General features: G+C 36.7%; 20 protein-coding genes and 2 pseudogenes. 9 read left to right on the top strand and 13 right to left on the bottom strand.

What is annotated here, in order from left to right; genetic code table 11:
* From AP75_RS12675 to AP75_RS12665, 3 genes and pseudogenes are all read right to left on the bottom strand, one after another.
* Window positions 1–216, bottom strand: a pseudogene (locus tag AP75_RS12675) (IS1595 family transposase); the annotation flags it as partial.
* Window positions 217–284: 68 nt separating this feature from the next.
* Window positions 285–794 carry an FKBP-type peptidyl-prolyl cis-trans isomerase gene (locus AP75_RS12670; protein WP_088264903.1) on the bottom strand — a complete coding sequence of 170 codons (510 nt, stop codon included), beginning with the start codon at window positions 792–794 and terminating at the stop codon, window positions 285–287.
* 99 nt (window positions 795–893) lie between these two features.
* The gene (locus AP75_RS12665) at window positions 894–1,967 is read right to left on the bottom strand and encodes a branched-chain amino acid aminotransferase (protein WP_088264902.1); all 1,074 of its coding nucleotides are present in this window, start codon (window positions 1,965–1,967) and stop codon (window positions 894–896) included.
* 85 nt (window positions 1,968–2,052) lie between these two features.
* On the opposite strand from AP75_RS12665, the gene mnmD reads away from it, so the two are divergent.
* Together mnmD and AP75_RS12655 are read left to right on the top strand one after the other, a co-directional pair.
* Window positions 2,053–2,739, top strand: a complete 687-nt coding sequence (mnmD, locus tag AP75_RS12660) for a tRNA (5-methylaminomethyl-2-thiouridine)(34)-methyltransferase MnmD (protein WP_031502425.1) — start codon at window positions 2,053–2,055, stop codon at window positions 2,737–2,739.
* 33 nt (window positions 2,740–2,772) lie between these two features.
* A complete protein-coding gene (locus AP75_RS12655; protein WP_031502423.1) occupies window positions 2,773–3,189 on the top strand; it encodes an NUDIX domain-containing protein in 417 nt (138 codons plus the stop codon).
* Here AP75_RS12655 and AP75_RS12650 read toward each other — a convergent pair.
* Together AP75_RS12650 and AP75_RS12645 are read right to left on the bottom strand one after the other, a co-directional pair.
* Window positions 3,184–3,975 carry a S1/P1 nuclease gene (locus tag AP75_RS12650; protein WP_031502421.1) on the bottom strand — a complete coding sequence of 264 codons (792 nt, stop codon included), beginning with the start codon at window positions 3,973–3,975 and terminating at the stop codon, window positions 3,184–3,186. The genes AP75_RS12655 and AP75_RS12650 overlap by 6 nt on opposite strands.
* Window positions 3,976–3,978: 3 nt before the next feature.
* Window positions 3,979–4,686: a DUF4294 domain-containing protein gene (locus AP75_RS12645; protein ID WP_031502419.1), complete on the bottom strand. Its 708-nt coding sequence runs from the start codon at window positions 4,684–4,686 to the stop codon at window positions 3,979–3,981.
* A 55-nt stretch (window positions 4,687–4,741) separates the two neighbouring features.
* Between AP75_RS12645 and AP75_RS12640 the strand changes: the two genes are divergently transcribed.
* The 4 genes from AP75_RS12640 to AP75_RS12625 all read left to right on the top strand — a co-directional run bounded on the left by AP75_RS12640 (window position 4,742) and on the right by AP75_RS12625 (window position 7,422).
* A complete protein-coding gene (locus tag AP75_RS12640) occupies window positions 4,742–5,818 on the top strand; it encodes a M42 family metallopeptidase (RefSeq protein WP_031502417.1) in 1,077 nt (358 codons plus the stop codon).
* A gap of 113 nt (window positions 5,819–5,931) precedes the next feature.
* Window positions 5,932–6,306 carry a four helix bundle protein gene (locus tag AP75_RS12635; RefSeq protein WP_031502414.1) on the top strand — a complete coding sequence of 125 codons (375 nt, stop codon included), beginning with the start codon at window positions 5,932–5,934 and terminating at the stop codon, window positions 6,304–6,306.
* A 51-nt stretch (window positions 6,307–6,357) separates the two neighbouring features.
* Entirely contained in the window at window positions 6,358–7,008 is a 651-nt protein-coding gene (gene rpe / locus AP75_RS12630; RefSeq protein WP_088264901.1) for a ribulose-phosphate 3-epimerase, read from the top strand.
* A gap of 144 nt (window positions 7,009–7,152) precedes the next feature.
* Complete coding sequence (locus AP75_RS12625) at window positions 7,153–7,422, top strand: hypothetical protein (protein ID WP_088264900.1); 270 nt, start codon at window positions 7,153–7,155, stop codon at window positions 7,420–7,422.
* A 34-nt stretch (window positions 7,423–7,456) separates the two neighbouring features.
* Here the strand turns inward: AP75_RS12625 and AP75_RS12620 are convergent, their stop codons facing one another.
* The 7 genes from AP75_RS12620 to dnaX form a co-directional block, all read right to left on the bottom strand.
* A complete protein-coding gene (locus AP75_RS12620) occupies window positions 7,457–7,993 on the bottom strand; it encodes a porin family protein (protein ID WP_051872563.1) in 537 nt (178 codons plus the stop codon).
* Between the two features lie 79 nt (window positions 7,994–8,072).
* Complete coding sequence (locus AP75_RS12615) at window positions 8,073–8,492, bottom strand: nucleoside-diphosphate kinase (RefSeq protein ID WP_031502099.1); 420 nt, start codon at window positions 8,490–8,492, stop codon at window positions 8,073–8,075.
* 181 nt (window positions 8,493–8,673) lie between these two features.
* Window positions 8,674–9,600, bottom strand: a complete 927-nt coding sequence (gene rsgA / locus AP75_RS12610) for a ribosome small subunit-dependent GTPase A (protein ID WP_088264899.1) — start codon at window positions 9,598–9,600, stop codon at window positions 8,674–8,676.
* Entirely contained in the window at window positions 9,597–10,385 is a 789-nt protein-coding gene (locus AP75_RS12605) for a Fic family protein (RefSeq protein ID WP_031502098.1), read from the bottom strand. Before AP75_RS12605 ends, rsgA begins: the two co-directional genes overlap by 4 nt.
* A 3-nt stretch (window positions 10,386–10,388) precedes the next feature.
* Window positions 10,389–11,456, bottom strand: a complete 1,068-nt coding sequence (locus tag AP75_RS12600) for a chorismate mutase (protein ID WP_031502097.1) — start codon at window positions 11,454–11,456, stop codon at window positions 10,389–10,391.
* Window positions 11,457–11,497: 41 nt separating this feature from the next.
* Window positions 11,498–11,890, bottom strand: a complete 393-nt coding sequence (locus AP75_RS12595) for a hypothetical protein (protein WP_242589835.1) — start codon at window positions 11,888–11,890, stop codon at window positions 11,498–11,500.
* Window positions 11,891–12,087: 197 nt separating this feature from the next.
* Window positions 12,088–13,173, bottom strand: coding sequence for a DNA polymerase III subunit gamma/tau (dnaX, locus tag AP75_RS12590; protein ID WP_088264898.1), 1,086 nt, complete (start codon window positions 13,171–13,173; stop codon window positions 12,088–12,090).
* Window positions 13,174–13,365: 192 nt separating this feature from the next.
* On the opposite strand from dnaX, the gene AP75_RS12585 reads away from it, so the two are divergent.
* Both AP75_RS12585 and AP75_RS12580 read left to right on the top strand, forming a co-directional pair.
* Window positions 13,366–13,824: an MliC family protein gene (locus tag AP75_RS12585; protein WP_031501686.1), complete on the top strand. Its 459-nt coding sequence runs from the start codon at window positions 13,366–13,368 to the stop codon at window positions 13,822–13,824.
* A 605-nt stretch (window positions 13,825–14,429) separates the two neighbouring features.
* Window positions 14,430–15,965, top strand: coding sequence for a SulP family inorganic anion transporter (locus tag AP75_RS12580; RefSeq protein ID WP_031501687.1), 1,536 nt, complete (start codon window positions 14,430–14,432; stop codon window positions 15,963–15,965).
* Window positions 15,966–16,359: 394 nt separating this feature from the next.
* Here the strand turns inward: AP75_RS12580 and AP75_RS12570 are convergent, their stop codons facing one another.
* Entirely contained in the window at window positions 16,360–16,623 is a 264-nt protein-coding gene (locus tag AP75_RS12570) for a hypothetical protein (protein WP_031501689.1), read from the bottom strand.
* Window positions 16,624–16,868: 245 nt separating this feature from the next.
* Between AP75_RS12570 and AP75_RS12565 the strand changes: the two are divergent.
* Window positions 16,869–17,080 (top strand): annotated as a pseudogene (locus AP75_RS12565) (IS5/IS1182 family transposase); the annotation flags it as partial.

Raw genomic sequence — 17,080 nt, 5'->3', positions numbered from 1 at the left:
TAGAAAAGACAAATTCGAATTTTTCATGATGGTTCCGCTTTTCAAAGAAGTTCGACTTCTGCATTTTTTGCATTCATAACTTAATCTGCTCTTTATCCAAAAATGTTCTGTGCTTCCACATTTGCACGTGAGTCCTATTTTATCTCTCTCAGATTTAAAATGATTTATACAATCATCTTCTGTCCCAAAATGTGCTGAAAAACTGAATAAATTCATATCTAATTGTTTGATTACTACAAATATACAAAAATTATGATAAATTACGGATATTCATAAATTTTTTTTTAATATATTTTTATTTTGATGATCAAAGGCATATCGTTCGGGATTTTATCATTATCACCATACGTGCCGAAAGCCAATACGGAAGGCACCAAAATCGTTGCTTCCTGGCCTTTCTTCATATATCTGAGCACATCTTCTACTGCTTTCAGTTCTTCGAAACGACCGAATTGCACGTTGATATTTTTCTTGGGAGCATCATAAAGTTTTACATAGTCGAAATCATACAATTCATATTGGTAGGAAATGCTTTCGCCATCATTTTTTTTTGGATTCTGCTGAAGATTTTCAACATTTACCCAATAATTTAAACTCATTGGAAAAAATTTTTCCTGCTGATTGGCAATCCAATCCTGAATTTGTATTCTTTCGGTTTCGTTAAGATTTTTCGCTCTGTTTTTGGAAGTATTCAAATCATTTTCGCTTAGAAAACCGCCTACAGGAGGATGCGTCTGTGTATTTTGAGCACAGGAAATTATAAACAGCAGTGGAACTAAAATACTTTTTTTCATATAAAACTTTTGCGAAAATAAGCATTTCGCACCACATAGTAAAACAAAAAAACCGGGATTGAAATTTCCCGGATTTTCAGATTGTATTTAAAAAAAAACTTATGCAGTTTCCATGATTTTTTTTTCTACCAAAACCCTCCATCCGAAAGGATCTTCAGCATGATTGGTTTGAATATTAACCAAATCTTTTTGCAATGCTAAAGCAAAACTTTCTTCAGCAGGAAGCGATGGCAACATCAGTTTTTCACCTTTATATCCCAAAGCTTGGAAAACACTTGTTACAACAGCTGTTCCCACTCCCCAAACTTCTTTTAATGTACCATTTTTCTGAGCTTCAATAACTGTTTTTACCGCAATCGGCTCTACTTTCACTTCAATTCCTCTTTTTTTCGCAAGCTGAATGAAACTGTCGCGGGTAACTCCGTCCAATATTTTCTCGGAAGTTGGAGGCGTATAAATCGTATCGTTAATCCTCACAAAAACATTCATCGTACCACTTTCTTCGAAATATTCGTGGGTCGCATCATCCGTCCAGATGATTTGCTCATAACCTTGTTCTATCGCAAGCTGAGTTGGGTAAAATGACGCTGCATAATTTCCTGCTGCCTTTGCAGATCCTACTCCTCCGTTTGCTGATCTTGAATAGAAATCAGAAATCAAAACAGAAACCGGTTCTGTATAATAGCTTTTCGCCGGAGTTGCAACGATAGCAAACATATATTTGTTGGAAATTCTAGCTTTTAACGCTTCTTCAGTAGCGAAAATAAGCGGACGAATATAAAGCGACATTCCTTCTCCTTGCGGGATCCACGCTCTATCGATATCTACCAAAGCTTTCAGCCCGTCTAGAAACATTTCTTCGGTAACTTCAGGCATTGCAAGTCGCTTTGCTGATTTATTGATTCTTTCAAAATTCTTTTCCGGCCTGAAAAGGAAAACGTCTCCATTAGGATCTTTGTAGGCTTTCATTCCTTCGAAACACGCCTGACCATAATTTACACCCATCATTGCTGGTGAAAAAGGCAATCCACCATAAGGCATTACCTTCACATCGCCCCATTTACCGTTTTCATATTCGCAAATTACCATGTGATCGATAAATGTATTTCCAAAGGAAAAATTATCGGGGTCGAATGTAGAAATTCTCGGATTTGTAGATTTTTGAATTATCATTTTAAAAATTTTAGTTGATGTTCTACAAATTTAATATAATTTTTTAAATATCAAAATTTTGATTTAATTTTGAAAAAAAATAAAGATGAACCGCGAAATAAAAACCACTTCCGACGGGAGTAAAACACTATATATCAAAGATTTAAATGAAAACTACCACTCGCATCACGGAGCGTTACAGGAAGCGATACATGTGTTTATAAAAAATGGATTTAATTTGGTTTATTTTTGCGATATTAATATTTTAGAACTCGGTTTTGGAACAGGACTTAACGTTTTGGTAACAATTGATGAGTTTTTAAAAACTGACAAAAATCATATCATCAAATTCTTTACAATTGAAAAATATCCTGTAAACAATTCGGAAATTGATGAGCTAGGCTACGATTCTTTCTTCGAAAATCCAAAAATGAAAGAATATTACCGTCAAATTCACGCTTGCGAATGGAATAAAACCACAGAAATTCTTCCAAATTTCTTCTTCACCAAATACAATACGGATTTTTTTGAACTAAAAAACCTTGATTTACCAAAAATTAACCTTGTTTATTACGACTGTTTTGGTGCGAGAGTTCAGCCTGATTTATGGGAAAAACCTTTGTTTGAAATGGTTTCCGATAAAATGGAAGTCGGTGGTTTACTCACAACGTATTCCTCCAAAGGCAGTGTAAGAAGGATTTTGCAGGAACTCAATTTTAAAATAGAAAAAAAAGCCGGGCCTCCGGGAAAACGGGAAATGATTAATGCTGTGAAATTGAATGAGGGTTTTTAGTAACTTTGTGGTAATCCATTAAGACAATCTATTATGATCGACAAGTTCAACATCCGAGTTTATGCAGCCGCTGTGAAAGACAAAAAAGTTTTGGTCCTACATGAAGAATACGCCGGTGAACAACTGATGAAACTTCCCGGTGGAGGCCTGGAATTCGGTGAAGGATTAAAAGATTGCTTGCATCGGGAATTTGAGGAGGAGCTGAATGTGAAAATTAATGTTCTCGGTCATCTTTATACGCAGGAGGAATTTTTGATTTCTCGTTTTCGAAATAATGAGCAACTTTTGACAGTCTATTATCTCGTCGAAATTATCGATGAAAACGAATTTCTAATCATGGATCCTTGCATCGAAAAAACAGAATGGATTCCCATCGATACCGATGAAAATCCATTTCCTTTACCTATTGATAAAATTGTTTTCGAAAAACTGAAAAAAAGATTTCTATAAAATTTCGTTCAATATTTTCGCCAATCTCAAGCCTCCATAAAGCAATTGACGCTCCATTAAATCTGTAAATTTATAGTTGTAATCATAAGAATACGAACCATCCATCAAAGTATTAGCATAAATTCTATTAGCATTTTGGTGGCTATCGTACAACCAATCCTCTAGTGTTCCGGATTGTATTTGCTTCACTTCTTCTTTGGATTTCACATCCAGTAAACTTGCATATTCTGTGTAGCTATATTTTTGAAAATCAATCAATTTGGTATCCCACAGCGTATGCAAATTGGTGTTTTCGCCAAAGAATTTTATTTTCACTTTGTTTCCACCCAAATCTTCAGCTCTTCCAACATGAAGTGGTTGTGAAGAATCTCCTACCAAATGAATTAAGAATCGTAATGCAATTTCCCGATCTTTGGCAACGGTTTTTTTGTCTTTAATTTGCTCTGAAAGTGTTTTAATCTGGGTATATAAATTAGGTCCGGCTTGTGCCTGCAAACTATCAGAAAACATTTTGAAATTAGGTTGCGGATTGATGTTTACATAATGCCAACGATCGGTTTGTTTCCAAACTCCGGTAGTATCCGACTTAATAAAATCCGGCCAGTTTGCCCAATACGCCAGTTTTTGGTCTCCGATGATTTTCTTCAGATGTCTTTTCGCTTTCCCCGAAAGGTGGTTTTCAGCGATTTCCGCAACAACTCGGTGACCGGTAACCCCGTAGGAGTATGCCAAATTAAAACTTAATACCGGAATTATAAGTACTAAGTTTAATAAAAATTTTCTCATAAATTATTTCTTGATTTTAAAATTCTGATAACCTGGATATGGCTGAAAATAACCCGCATTCCAATTGCTTTGAAGCAACGATTCCACAAATTCGTCGGATCTGTTTTTATGCGGATCGTAAGGTTCCTTAAGGTCGACATCCGCTATATTTCCCTTTACATTCCACCAGAAGGCACTCCAACCGCCACGCAGCTCTTTGATGATTTCGAAAACCGTTTTTCCGGTGGCGCGATTCATCAATTTGGCAAAAACTTTTCCTTCTGTGGTCGTTAAATCTCTTAATTGTTTTTCATATTGATCAGCAAGGGCTTTTTGTTTCTGATCTACATACTTGCGCTGAGAACTTTTATCCAAATTCTTTAAATCGTTCTGAATGCCTTGATATTGGCTTAAAGCGGTTAAAAACAATGGATAAACGCGGTTCAGTTTTTTATTAAGAAAATAATAATAATTCTGATCCAGTTGGTTATTAAATCTAGGTTTATTTAATAAGATCAACTCATCCATCACCACTACATTCTCCCCATTGATTTCGTATATTTTGGCTTTTTGCGCTTCGTCGTAGTAATATTTATTTCCAAATTCATCCGTTTTCAAAAGCTCCTGCGGATATTGGCTTAGAGGTTTCGGTGCGAATAGTGTGTCTTGCTGAGCATAGGTAATACCCCCCGAAAACAAAAGAAATATGACGATTATTTTGTTAAATTTCATTACTTTTACTTCCTATAAAATTAAATATCAATAACAAAATTCATTCCTTTTTAATATGAAATTTGAAAAAAAATCTTTTAAATTTTTAGAAGAATATCTAAACACTGCAAGTCCAACTGGTTACGAACACAACGGGCAAAAAGTCTGGATGAACTACATCAAACCGTATGTGGACAAAATAGAAATAGATCACTACGGAACTTGCTACGGAATCATCAATCCGGAAGCTGAATTCAAAGTGGTCATCGAAGCGCACGCCGACGAAATTTCTTGGTATGTGAATTACATTACCGATGATGGCTTAATTTATGTCATCCGAAACGGTGGTTCCGATCAAATGATTGCTCCTTCCAAAGTAGTTCATATTCATGGCGAAAAAGGCATTGTAAAAGGTGTTTTTGGCTGGCCTGCAATCCATACGAGAGGGGTAAATTCCAACGAACCTGTTCCGAAACTCGAAAATATTTTTATCGATTGTGGCGCAACCAACAAAAAAGAAGTGGAAGAATTAGGAATTTTCGTAGGCGCGATGATCACTTATCCTGACGAGTTTTTTGAACTGAACGACCTCTATTTTGTTTGTCGCGCTCTGGACAACAGGATCGGCGGATTTATGATTGCCGAAGTTGCCCGACTTTTAAAAGAAAACAAAAAGAAACTGCCTTTCGGTTTGTACATTACCAATTCCGTGCAGGAAGAAGTCGGTTTATACGGTGCTGATATGATTGCAGATACCATCAAACCAAACATTGCCATTGTGACAGATGTAACGCATGACACCTCTACTCCGATGATCGAAAAGAAAAAAGAAGGCGACCAAAAATGTGGTAATGGACCGGTTGTTTTCTTCGCACCAAGTGTTCATCACCTTATTCGCGAACTGATTATAGATACCGCAAAAACCAAGAAAATCCCTTTCCAAAGAGCCGCTGCAAGTAGAGCAACCGGAACCGATACCGATGCATTTGCGCATTCCAACGGCGGAGTTCCATCAGCATTGATTTCTTTACCTTTAAGATATATGCACACCACAGTAGAAATGGTTTCCAAAGAAGATGTTGGCAATGTAATTCAATTGATCTATGAAACATTGTTGAAGATAAAACCTGATATGAAATTGAAGTATCATTAAAGGAGGCAAGAACAAAGAGGCAAGAACCAAGAATCAAGAATCAAGAGTCTAGAACCAAGAATCAAGATTCAAGAGTCTAGATTTGAGATGATAATATTTTAACATTGAAAGTAATGCATCATTTTGAAAAACTAATTTTTTGGCAAAAATCTATGTTACTAACGAAACAGATTTATATTTTCTGTCAAGAAATTAATGCTGACGAAAAATTCGGTTTAATATCGCAAATCAAAAGATCAGCTATTTCCATTCCTTCGAATATCGCTGAAGGATCTGGGAGAAATAGCGATAAGGAATTCAGTCACTTTCTTGCCATTGCTTTAGGCTCTGCTTTTGAATTGCAAACTCAATTGATTTTAGTTAAGGAATTGAATCTTCTATCTGAAGATAAAACCAATCAACTTTTACAGCAACTTACTGAAATTCAGAAAATGATTTATTCTTTTAAAAATAATAATTTAAATAAAACCCCCAATCCAAAATCTTGAATCTCAAATCTTGGTTCTTGGCTCTTGAATCTAACATCTAATAGAAAAAAAATGAAAACTAAGCTCATCGCTCCTTCCCTATTATCCGCAGACTTCGGGAATCTGCAACGCGACATCGAAATGCTGAACAATTCACAAGCCGATTGGTTACATGTTGATGTAATGGACGGAAGATTTGTTCCCAACATTTCCTTCGGATTTCCGGTGATGAAAACCATTCGGCAACATGCGAAGAAATTTGTTGATGTCCATTTAATGATTGTAGAACCTGAAAAATACGTGGAAGAATTTATCAACATGGGCGCGGATTTGGTTTCCGTGCATTATGAAGCATGTACCCATCTTCACAGAACGATTAATTTCATTCAAGACAAAGGTGCAAAAGCTGGTGTGGTTTTGAATCCATCAACCCCGGTTTTGATGTTGGAAGACATCATCGCAGAAGTAGATTTGGTATTATTAATGAGTGTAAATCCAGGTTTTGGCGGACAGAAATTCATTGAAAACACCTACAAAAAAATCGCAGAAACCAAGGACTTGATACTTTCCAACAATTCCACCGCTTTAATTCAAATTGACGGAGGTGTAAATCTAGATAATGCTTCAAAACTTTTCGAAGCCGGAGCCGATGTTCTGGTCGCCGGAAATGCCGTTTTTTCCTCAGAAAATCCTGAAAAAACGATAGAACTTTTGAAAATATAAAAAATAAAATAAGGCAATTCAAATTTGAATTGCCTTATTTTCGTGAAAAGAGAGCAGGAAAAACACTTTTCCTGATTAGGAATTTTGGTCATTTAAAATGTAACTTCCGACACTGTTTTTTCGTATTTGATTATAAAAACCTTCATGGAAAAACCTTCTGCATTTGAAAACGTCATAGAATGGATTAATTGGATTAAAATTGTTCTTTCTCCTGCCATTCTTTGCGCAATTATAGGAGTTGCAATTTACCTTTCGATGGAAGACAAAGCTACAGGGGCTTTTCTTTTAGTATTTATTATTGCAATAGGTGTTGGCTTGGGAGTTTTCTGGGCAAATAAAATTAAAAAGAAACACGGAAGCACCCATTTTATCAGCAGAACTGATGCTTCAACTGATATTGATGACTTTCGATAGAAAACAATCCCAAAATATTTTTTGGAATTTTCTTTTAAAAACTAATATTCACAAACGGTACAAACGGGCTGCTGTAAACACTTTTATCTTTATCGTAGAGCAAATTATATTTTCCTCCAACCGAAATTTTCGGTGTCAGTTGATATCCAACTCCCAAAAAGAGCGCCGAATCCCAGAAATCATCTTTGACGCTGGTTACTTTATTATTTCTGTTCACATGCATTTCCGCAAATTCCGCTGTGGTAAGGAGTTTCTCGACTGGATAATAATTAAAAATCGCATTGGCACCAATCGTTGTCGTGGTTTGTAAATCTTTCACTGCATTGTAATTAAAGAGCAATCCCGCACCGGCAGACATTTTGTCATTCAATCTATAAGTTAAATTCGGTGAAAGTGAAACACTTGTTCCGCCCACAAAATTCAACCCGAATCCCAATCCAAACTGCAAATTTTTCTCAGTATTCAATGGGTTTTCAACGGTTTTTAAACTATCGATTTGGGTTTGCGCAAAAGCAGATGGTGTTATCAAGAAAAATAACCCTAAAACAACCCCAATAAAAAACTTTTTCATCTTGTAATTTTCATCAAATATAAATAAAAAAGTCCGGAAAAAACTTCCGAACTTTTATGATAATAAGATGAATTCTTAATTAGAAAATCTCTCTTCCAGAGAAGTGAAATTGTGCTTCGATTAAAGCATTTTCATCAGAATCTGATCCGTGTACTGCGTTTTCGCCGATGCTTCTTGCAAAAATTTTTCTGATGGTTCCTTCAGCAGCTTCAGCAGGATTTGTAGCCCCAATTAACGTACGGAAATCTTCAACAGCATTGTCTTTTTCTAAAACCGCTGCTACGATTGGTCCGGAAGACATAAAATCTACCAACTCGCCATAGAAAGGTCTTTCAGCGTGTACTGCATAGAATTTTTGAGCATCTGCTACAGTAAGTTGAGTTAATTTCAAAGCTTTGATTTTGAAACCTCCTTCAGCAATTTTTCCTAAAATAGCACCAATGTGACCATCTGCAACTGCATCCGGTTTGATCATCGTGAATGTAATTTTACTTGACATAAATCTTGTTTTAATATGGCGCAAAAGTACAAAAAAGTTCTTATATTTGCACCGAAAATTCTCATGACGAGTAGCTGAATTTATTTGGCACGGAAATTGTAATTTATTTCTAGATTCTCATGTTTAATTTGAGTTTTCATGGTTATTAGTTTTTACCCAGCTTCGGCTGGGTTTTTTATTTTTATAAAGCAGAGTTTTCTTCTGCTTCTTCCATGAGTTTCAAATACGTGAGATAACGGGTTTCCTCGATTTCGCCGGTTTCGATATTGGCCAAAACTGCACATTTGGGTTCATTCAAATGCATGCAATTGTGGAACTTGCAATCTCTTCCGATTCTGAATATTTCAGGGAAATAATGCTGAATTTCTTCTTTCTGAACATCAATCATCGCAAATTCCCGAACTCCGGGTGTATCGATTACACTGCCACCGAAATCCCAAAAATGCATTTGTGCAAAAGTGGTTGTATGTTTTCCTTTCAGCTGGGATACAGAAATTTCTGATGTTTTGATATTCAAATCCGGTTGCATCGCATTCACCAAAGTCGATTTGCCACTTCCCGAGTGACCAAAAAATACAGATACTTTATCTTTTATGGTTTGCGTGAGAAGCTCAAGATTCATTTTGGAATAGGACGAAATCTCCAGCGTTTCGTAGCCAATATGTTCATACAAAGCCCGAAAACTGGCCACAAAATCTTTCTCATCTTCATTCAACATATCCATTTTATTGAACAAAATGAGCGGCTTAATATTATAAGCTTCGCAACACGCCAAAAATCGATCAAGGAAGCCCAGCGAAGTTTCCGGATGTTTCAGCGTAAAAATAAAACAAGCCACATCGATATTTGACGCGATAATATGCGCTTCTTTTGAGAGATTTACCGATTTTCGGATCAGGTAATTCTTTCTGGGTTCGATTTTGGTAATCCACGCAACTTCGTCCTGCTCCAAAGAGAATTCTACCCTATCGCCTACTGCCAAAGGATTGGTTAACCTCGTTTTAATGAGTTTAAACTTACCACGGATTCTCGCCTCAAAAAATCGCCCGGTTTCTTGTTCCAAAACCTGGTACCAACTTCCTGTGGATTTGGTGATGAGCCCTTTCATTTGTTGTTATCGATTATTGCGTTTGACGACATTAGCATGAAATTTATAGCTTTTGAGAAATCAGTGTCTTCATATTCATATCCTGATATTCTCAGGTTTTTATAATAGGCCTGAAGATTTTGGTAATAGCTTTTTTCGGTCTGAAGAGCAAATCCTTTTTCTTTAAAATGAGATACTAAAAACCACTTTTCCAACAGCCTTCCTGCTCTACCGTTACCATCATAAAAAGGATGTATTTTCACAAACCAGAAGTGGATCTGAGCACTGTAGTACAACACTTCATACTCATCCAAATCCATAGATAAAAGCATGTCTATATCATGAAAGAGTTTGTTTATTTCACTTTTTACAAGGCTGGGATCTGTAGCAACATATTCAATCTTGCCCTCTCCATTCATTACTACCATTGGGGAATTCCGCAGTAAACCCTGCTGGGATTTAGGCAGTATATTTTTGGTAATGATAGCGTGTGCATTCAGGAAATTATTAAGATTCAACTCCTGAGTTTTCATCAATTCATAAGCAGCAAACAAATCATTGGCACGTGCTGTGTAATCGGGATTAAATTCAACTTTTAGGAATTTATGTTTGAAAAAACTGTCGAGCTCAATGTCTTCGCCCTCTATTTTAGAGGAGAAAACAGAGGACACGGCATTATAAAAATCAAAATAATCTACTTCAATTTCAGTATCACCGGCTTCATTTATTGAATAGAGCAGTTGGTCGCTAAGTTCTTTGGTGAACGCTTCCAATAATACATCACTCAATAATTTAAAGTCGCTCATCCGTTAAATATTATTCTGAATCTCGATTGATTCTTCATGAATCGCTTTGAAAACTTTTTCAATGAATTCTTGCGACATTCCTGTTTCATCCGCTTTTTGGCTTGCGTATTCTGTGATCACTTTCCATCGCTCAGGTTGAAAAATCGCGATGTTGTTTTCCTTTTTTAAAGTTCCGATTTTCTCAGAAATCTTCATACGTTGGGATAAAAGCTCAATTAAATTAAAGTCGAGATCCGAAATTAAAGTTCGGTGTCTTCCCATTTCGTCATCAAATGCTGAAATATCGGAATTTCTGATCTGCAAATTGTTGATTAAATCAGCCAAAACTTCAGGAGTAATTTGCTGTGAAGCGTCGCTCCAAGCTTCATCCGGAGTACAATGACTTTCAATAATCATCCCTTGATAACCAACGTTGAGTGCTTCCTGAGCAATTCCTGCCAAACCGGTTCTATTCCCACAAATATGCGATGGATCTACCAACATCGGAATATTCGGATATTGATTTTTGAAATCCAAAGCGATTTGCCAGTTCGGGATATTTCTATATTTTGTTTTCTGGTAAGTAGAAAATCCACGGTGAATAACGCCCAGATTTATCACATCTTGTCCTAAAAGCCTTTCCAATGCTCCAATCCACAAAGCTAAATCGGGATTCACAGGATTCTTCACAAAAACCGGTTTGTCGGTTCCTTTCAAAGCTTCTGCGATTTCTTGGACGGTAAAAGGATTCACGGTAGATCTCGCACCAATCCACAAAATATCTACATCAGCTTCTAAGGCAGCAGCTACGTGATGCGCATTGGCAACTTCGGTAGCGGTTTTGAAACCGTATTCTGCTTTTACTTTTTTCAACCAATTAAGACCAATAACACCAACACCTTCAAATCCGTTGGGTTTAGTTCTTGGTTTCCAGATTCCTGCACGGAAAATAGGAACTTCTGCATTGGTTTCTTTTATTCTTCTCGCTGTTTCCAGCATTTGAGATTCACTTTCCGCACTACATGGTCCTGCAATAATCAATGGGCTAGGAAAATCTTTTACCCAGTTGTTTTCTAAATCTTTTAAATTCATTCTAAAAAGGGAAGCCAAAATTTCGTTGGCTTATGGTAATTTTAATTGAGGTCAAACTTAAATATATCGTCTAAATCCTTCAAAACAGGATTTAACTCAGCAAATTTATCAAAAATCTTTCGTTTGGTAACGATTTCTTTTTTTAAGGTTATATCATTTTTATATTCGATTACGATATTGAAATGACTGACTTTATGCATGAAATGATTGAAAAAATCCCCTCTCACCTTTTCGAATTCGCTTTTTGCAGATTCTGATGGATAGGTGATTTCAACGGTATTTTCATCTTTTTTCCGGAGTTTAAAAGAACTGATTGCATTGTAAACAATAATGTCCTCACTTTGCATTTCGACCAAAAACTTATTCCATTCATTATGCAAGTCGGTTTCGGTGAAATGGTTGCTCGGCAACTCCTCCTTGGCGTCGCTTTTCAATTGCTCTTTTTCCTTTTCAGCAGGATTTAAAGCTGCAAAAATGCTATATTTCGGCTGAATATTTTTTTGCGCAATCGGTTCGGCTGTTTTCTGAATTTTTGGAACACTTTCCTTCGGAAACTCTTCGGAAACTTTTATTTTAGGAGCTTCAGAAAGCGGTTTAGGTACGGATTCTGTTCTAAGAAGCGGCGCTAAGATCAGATACTTTTTTTTTTTACTTCCGAGCCGTTGGCAGTGATGGATGAGAGTTGCATCAAAGCAATTTCTACGGTAAGCCTTGGATTCTTGGAGTTTTTATAATTGATGTCTGCATGGTTGCAGATTTCGATCGCATCGATCAATTGTTGGGCATTCCATTTTTTGCTTTGGTCGGCAAATTTGGCTTTTGTTTTTTCTCCAACTTCTATTAAACTTAAAGTCACGGGATTCTGCGCCATCATCAAATCTCTAAAATGATTCCCAAGTCCGGCAATGAAAATATGCGGATCAAAACCTTTTTTCACAATTTCGTTGAAGGCAAACAAAACATCGGAAATTCTGTTTTCATGAGCGATATCAACGATATTGAGATATTGATCGTAATCTAAAATATTCAAAACTTCGGCTGCTTTCGCCAAAGTGATATTTTTCTGGGTAAAGGTAGAAAGTCGGTCGAAAATCGAAAGAGCATCCCGAAGCGCACCATCCGCTTTTTGAGCGATCAAGTAAAGCGCATCATCTTCGTAGGAAATTCCTTCTTTAGCAGCGATACTTTTCAAATGATTCTGGATATCGTCAATGGTGATTCTTTTGAAATCATAAATCTGACATCTCGACAAAATCGTAGGAATAATCTTGTGTTTCTCGGTAGTAGCAAGGATGAAAATTGCGTGAGCCGGAGGTTCTTCCAAAGTTTTCAAAAACGCATTGAAAGCTGCTGAGGAAAGCATGTGAACCTCATCAATGATATAAATTTTATACTTCCCTACTTGTGGCGCAAAACGCACCTGATCCGTCAAATCCCGAATATCTTCCACGGAGTTATTCGACGCGGCATCAAGTTCGAAAATATTGTATGCAAAACCATCTTCGGAAGTGGACCCGTCTTTCTCGTTGATCTTTCTTGCAAGAATTCTGGCGCAGGTAGTTTTCCCAACTCCTCTCGGACCGCAGAACAACAACGCTTGAGCCAATTGATTTTCTTCAATGGCATGTTCCAGCGTATCGGTAATATGAGATTGCCCCACAACAGTATCAAACTCTTGTGGACGGTATTTTCTTGCTGAAACAACGAAATTTTCCATTGGTCAAAAATAGGGAAATTATTGAGAAATTAAAACAATTATGGCAATTTATTATCCTAAAAAACAACTTCAAAATTCGCTTTAATTATTTCATTGAAAATTAAAAAAAACAAGCAATAAATATTCAATTTTTCTTTTATTAAAGGTTAAAATGGAACACAATTTGTTACGAACTGAAAAAAAATATACACAATGAAAAAATTATTATTTGCAGCCTCTCTCGCGCTGATTGCTACCGCTTGTGAAAAAAAACAAGAAACCGGAACCATCACCACCCAAAACACCGAAATCGCTAATCCAGAAACTACCATTACCACCACAGTAACTCCGGTAGACTCTGCCACCGCAATCGCACACACCGAAAAAGTAACCACCGCCGACAAAACCGTGACCACAAAAACCACTACCGGCGAAGTGTACCACTACATCAGCAACGACAAAAAAACCGAATTCAGCGTAATTTACGATGCCGAAAAAGGTACCGCTGCCGTGAAAAACGAAACTACCGGAAAAACTTACGATATGAAAAATGTGGTAAGCGGAAGCGGTGCAAAATATCAAGACAAAGATGGAAACTATTTCTGGGAACACCAAGGAGGATTTGTTTTCGGTAAAGGAGACCGCGATTTAATCGAAGGAAAACTGAAATAACCATCATCATTCTTTAAATTTTAGTTGTAAAGCAGCAATTTTTCGCTGCTTTTTTGGGCTAAAAACGTTCAAATTCATTTGAAAAAAAATAGAAATCCGCACCATCACACGATTCTCATTTTTATTTTTTGAAACAAAACCCATTCTTTCATCCCCAAAACCATACTTTTAAAGGAGGATCAATCCCAATTTTAGGACGGGTCAAATTGCTATTTTAGACGGGTCATATTCTTAGATTCTCCATAGTAAGTCCATATAAAGTCCATATAAAGTCTATAGTACGTCTATGTACATTATACTTAAACTATTCATTTGCTATTTATTTTTAATGTATTTAATACGAAACTAACTAGAAGGAAACCTAAATTAGAATACATTTGTACCTGACTTCGATATTGGTTAGCAATAAAGATAAATACCTGTTCGTTTGCATTACCAAAACACTGATTATGTCACTTGATGCAAAAAATCTTCGGACTCATGTCTTTGCAACTTGGAAACAAAATCTATTCTTATATTCAAAAAATCTTGGCTTTAGATTTTCGGGATGAATGCAAGTTGTCTTTTCCTGAGCAAACAACTACTTTTGCAGGATAATATGATTTATGGACAATGTTTTCAGGCTTTTCGATTTTTCCCAGAAAGTGAATTACCGTACAGAAATCCTTGCCGGCCTCACGGTTGCCATGACGATGATTCCCGAGTCGCTTTCTTTTGCGATTTTAGCGGGTTTCCCGCCTTTGGTTGGGTTGTATGGTGCTTTTATTATGGGATTGGTAACGGCTGTTTTCGGCGGAAGACCGGGATTGATTTCCGGAGGAGCGGGCGCTACGGTCAACGTGTTGATTGCTTTGATGAAATCCCATGGATTGGAATATGTTTTCGGAGCGATTGCTTTGGCAGGAGTTTTACAAATTATCGTAGGACTTTTCAAATTGGGAAAATTTATCCGATTGGTTCCGCAACCTGTGATGTATGGCTTTGTGAATGGTTTGGCCATCGTTATCTTCATGTCGCAACTCGAGCAATTTAAAATAAATATCAATGGAAAGACTGAATGGCTTAGCGGAACTCCGTTTCTGATGATGGCAGGTTTGGTTGCCTTGACGATTTCAATTGTGATGCTTCTTCCGAAAATCACTAAGAAAATTCCGGCATCGTTGGTCGCTATTGCGGTGGTTTTTGCCATTGTAATGATTTTCAATATCGATACTAAACAGGTGGAAGATATTGCCTCGATCAATGGTTCGCTCCCTCCTTTTCATATTCCGAATATTCCTTTTAATTTGGAGACTTTGCAAATCATTTTTCCTTATGCAATGATTATGGCGGCGGTGGGATTAACGGAAGGACTTCTGACTTTAAATCTTGTAGATGAAATCACGGGGACCAAAGGAAATTCTAACCGCGAATGTATTGCACAAGGAGGCGCCAATATATTGAACGGATTCTTTTTCGGGATGGGCGGTTGCCCGATGATTGCACAAACTTTGGTAAATCTTTCTGCCGGAGCGAGGGCAAGATTATCTGGCATTATCGCTGCTCTAACGATTTTAATGATTATACTGGTAGGCGCTCCCGTAATCGGAAAACTCCCGATGGCTGCCCTCACCGGAGTGATGATAATGGTTGCTGTAGGTACTTTTGAATGGGCGAGTTTGAGAATTTTCAAAAGGATGCCCAAATCGGATATTTTTGTAATGATCGTAGTGATGCTGGTGACTGTTTTTCTTCACAATCTTGCATTGGCGGTTTTAATTGGAGTGATTATTTCCGCATTGGTTTTCGCTTGGGATAATGCGAAGAGAATTCGTGCCAGAAAACATCTCGATGAAAACGGCGTGAAACATTACGCTATTTATGGGCCTTTGTTTTTCGGATCGGTAACAGGGTTTGCAGAAAAATTTGATGTTGCCAATGATCCAGAAGAAGTAATCATCGATTTTGCAGAAAGCCGCGTGGTAGATATGTCAGCAATAGAAGCACTCAACGCCATTACCCACCGCTATCACCAAGCTGGGAAGATGGTTCGGTTGCAACACCTCAGCGCAGATTGCATCGCTTTGCTGAAAAATGCAGAAGCCATCATTGAAGTTAATATTTTGGAAGATCCGGAATATCTCGTGACAGATAAAAATTAATGGTTTTAAATACACAAAAAATACCGCTCTTCTTGAAAAGCGGTGTTTGTTTTATTTGATGAAATCTTTGTTTGATTTCATTCACTAAAGCTATTTGTATTTCTTTAAAATTTCAGGATTTTGCTTGGTTCCGAAAACGTCAATTATTCTCACTTCATTATTTTTTCTTTCGTAAATAATCTTATAACTCCATTTAGGAATAAATCTAAACCTGTCACTATTAATTATTAAATCCTTGGAATAATCGAATCTTGAATCCTTTAATGTATTTCCCAAATCTAACAAAGTCTCAATTACATATTATGCATTTTGTGGGCTGCTTTCAAAAATATAGTCATATATATCAGCTAAAGATTCTTTAGCTTCTTCTGACCATTCAACTTTTTGTATCATCCTATCCTAATCTTGCCTTTCTGTTCATCACATACTCTTTCACTTCTTGAGAAGTAAAAGTTTTTGCTCCATCATCTATTTTTTGGCTGATCGTTTCAATATGCGAAGTGTATTCTTTTTTCGTTAAAGGCTGTCCTTTTATTGTATATGCAACAGTTTCGTCCTCTTTTTCCAAAAGTGCTTTTATTTTATCGATTACGGAATCCTTTGCATTATTCAGGATATATTGGGCTAATTGCTCCCTTGTGAAATCCATTGCTTCCATTACACAAATATTTATACACAAATATAACAAAAATCATACGGAGTATTAAAAAGGTTAAAAAAGTTTCCATAATAAGGTTACAATTTTGGAAGATCCGGAATATCTCGTGACAGATGAAAATTAATGGTTTTAAATAGTCTCTCCTTAAACCACCTATAATTTACTGATTATTAGTATTTTGGGTTTAAAATAGCTTGTTTTTTATTGCAAGAATTTGTATCTTAGAGCTTTAAAACCTTGCAAATATGTTGGGGAAAAATCCAGAAAAGAAGCCAGAATTATTCCGCCCAATGTTGGTGGATTTTATTGACCACGAGCATGAACTTGTTCTACTTTCAGAAAAAATAGATTGGAATTATTTTGAGAAAGAATTTTCGCCCTTGTATTCCAAAGTGGGCAATCCGAGCCATCCGATTCGGTTTATGGTGGGTTGTTTGCTACTGAAACATTTGTATAA

It is taken from the genome of Kaistella haifensis DSM 19056 (assembly GCF_000735695.2).
Lineage (GTDB): Bacteria > Bacteroidota > Bacteroidia > Flavobacteriales > Weeksellaceae > Kaistella > Kaistella haifensis.
The sequence above is the reverse complement of the archived record's forward strand: the minus strand, read 5'-3'. Positions and strand labels throughout refer to the sequence as shown.

Bases quoted from the DNA above. Each gene is read 5' to 3' on its own strand.
- AP75_RS12620 (WP_051872563.1), bottom strand. From the start codon at position 7,993: ATGAAAAAGTTTTTTATTGGGGTTGTTTTAGGGTTATTTTTCTTGATA.
- AP75_RS12570 (WP_031501689.1), bottom strand. From the start codon at position 16,623: ATGGAAGCAATGGATTTCACAAGGGAGCAATTAGCCCAATATATCCTG.
- AP75_RS12635 (WP_031502414.1), top strand. From the start codon at position 5,932: ATGCATCATTTTGAAAAACTAATTTTTTGGCAAAAATCTATGTTACTA.
- AP75_RS12640 (WP_031502417.1), top strand. From the start codon at position 4,742: ATGAAATTTGAAAAAAAATCTTTTAAATTTTTAGAAGAATATCTAAAC.
- AP75_RS12625 (WP_088264900.1), top strand. From the start codon at position 7,153: ATGGAAAAACCTTCTGCATTTGAAAACGTCATAGAATGGATTAATTGG.
- AP75_RS12670 (WP_088264903.1), bottom strand. From the start codon at position 794: ATGAAAAAAAGTATTTTAGTTCCACTGCTGTTTATAATTTCCTGTGCT.
- AP75_RS12665 (WP_088264902.1), bottom strand. From the start codon at position 1,967: ATGATAATTCAAAAATCTACAAATCCGAGAATTTCTACATTCGACCCC.
- rsgA (WP_088264899.1), bottom strand. From the start codon at position 9,600: ATGAAAGGGCTCATCACCAAATCCACAGGAAGTTGGTACCAGGTTTTG.
- AP75_RS12580 (WP_031501687.1), top strand. From the start codon at position 14,430: ATGGACAATGTTTTCAGGCTTTTCGATTTTTCCCAGAAAGTGAATTAC.
- rpe (WP_088264901.1), top strand. From the start codon at position 6,358: ATGAAAACTAAGCTCATCGCTCCTTCCCTATTATCCGCAGACTTCGGG.
- AP75_RS12645 (WP_031502419.1), bottom strand. From the start codon at position 4,686: ATGAAATTTAACAAAATAATCGTCATATTTCTTTTGTTTTCGGGGGGT.
- AP75_RS12605 (WP_031502098.1), bottom strand. From the start codon at position 10,385: ATGAGCGACTTTAAATTATTGAGTGATGTATTATTGGAAGCGTTCACC.
- dnaX (WP_088264898.1), bottom strand. From the start codon at position 13,173: ATGGAAAATTTCGTTGTTTCAGCAAGAAAATACCGTCCACAAGAGTTT.
- AP75_RS12585 (WP_031501686.1), top strand. From the start codon at position 13,366: ATGAAAAAATTATTATTTGCAGCCTCTCTCGCGCTGATTGCTACCGCT.
- mnmD (WP_031502425.1), top strand. From the start codon at position 2,053: ATGAACCGCGAAATAAAAACCACTTCCGACGGGAGTAAAACACTATAT.
- AP75_RS12650 (WP_031502421.1), bottom strand. From the start codon at position 3,975: ATGAGAAAATTTTTATTAAACTTAGTACTTATAATTCCGGTATTAAGT.
- AP75_RS12615 (WP_031502099.1), bottom strand. From the start codon at position 8,492: ATGTCAAGTAAAATTACATTCACGATGATCAAACCGGATGCAGTTGCA.
- AP75_RS12655 (WP_031502423.1), top strand. From the start codon at position 2,773: ATGATCGACAAGTTCAACATCCGAGTTTATGCAGCCGCTGTGAAAGAC.
- AP75_RS12600 (WP_031502097.1), bottom strand. From the start codon at position 11,456: ATGAATTTAAAAGATTTAGAAAACAACTGGGTAAAAGATTTTCCTAGC.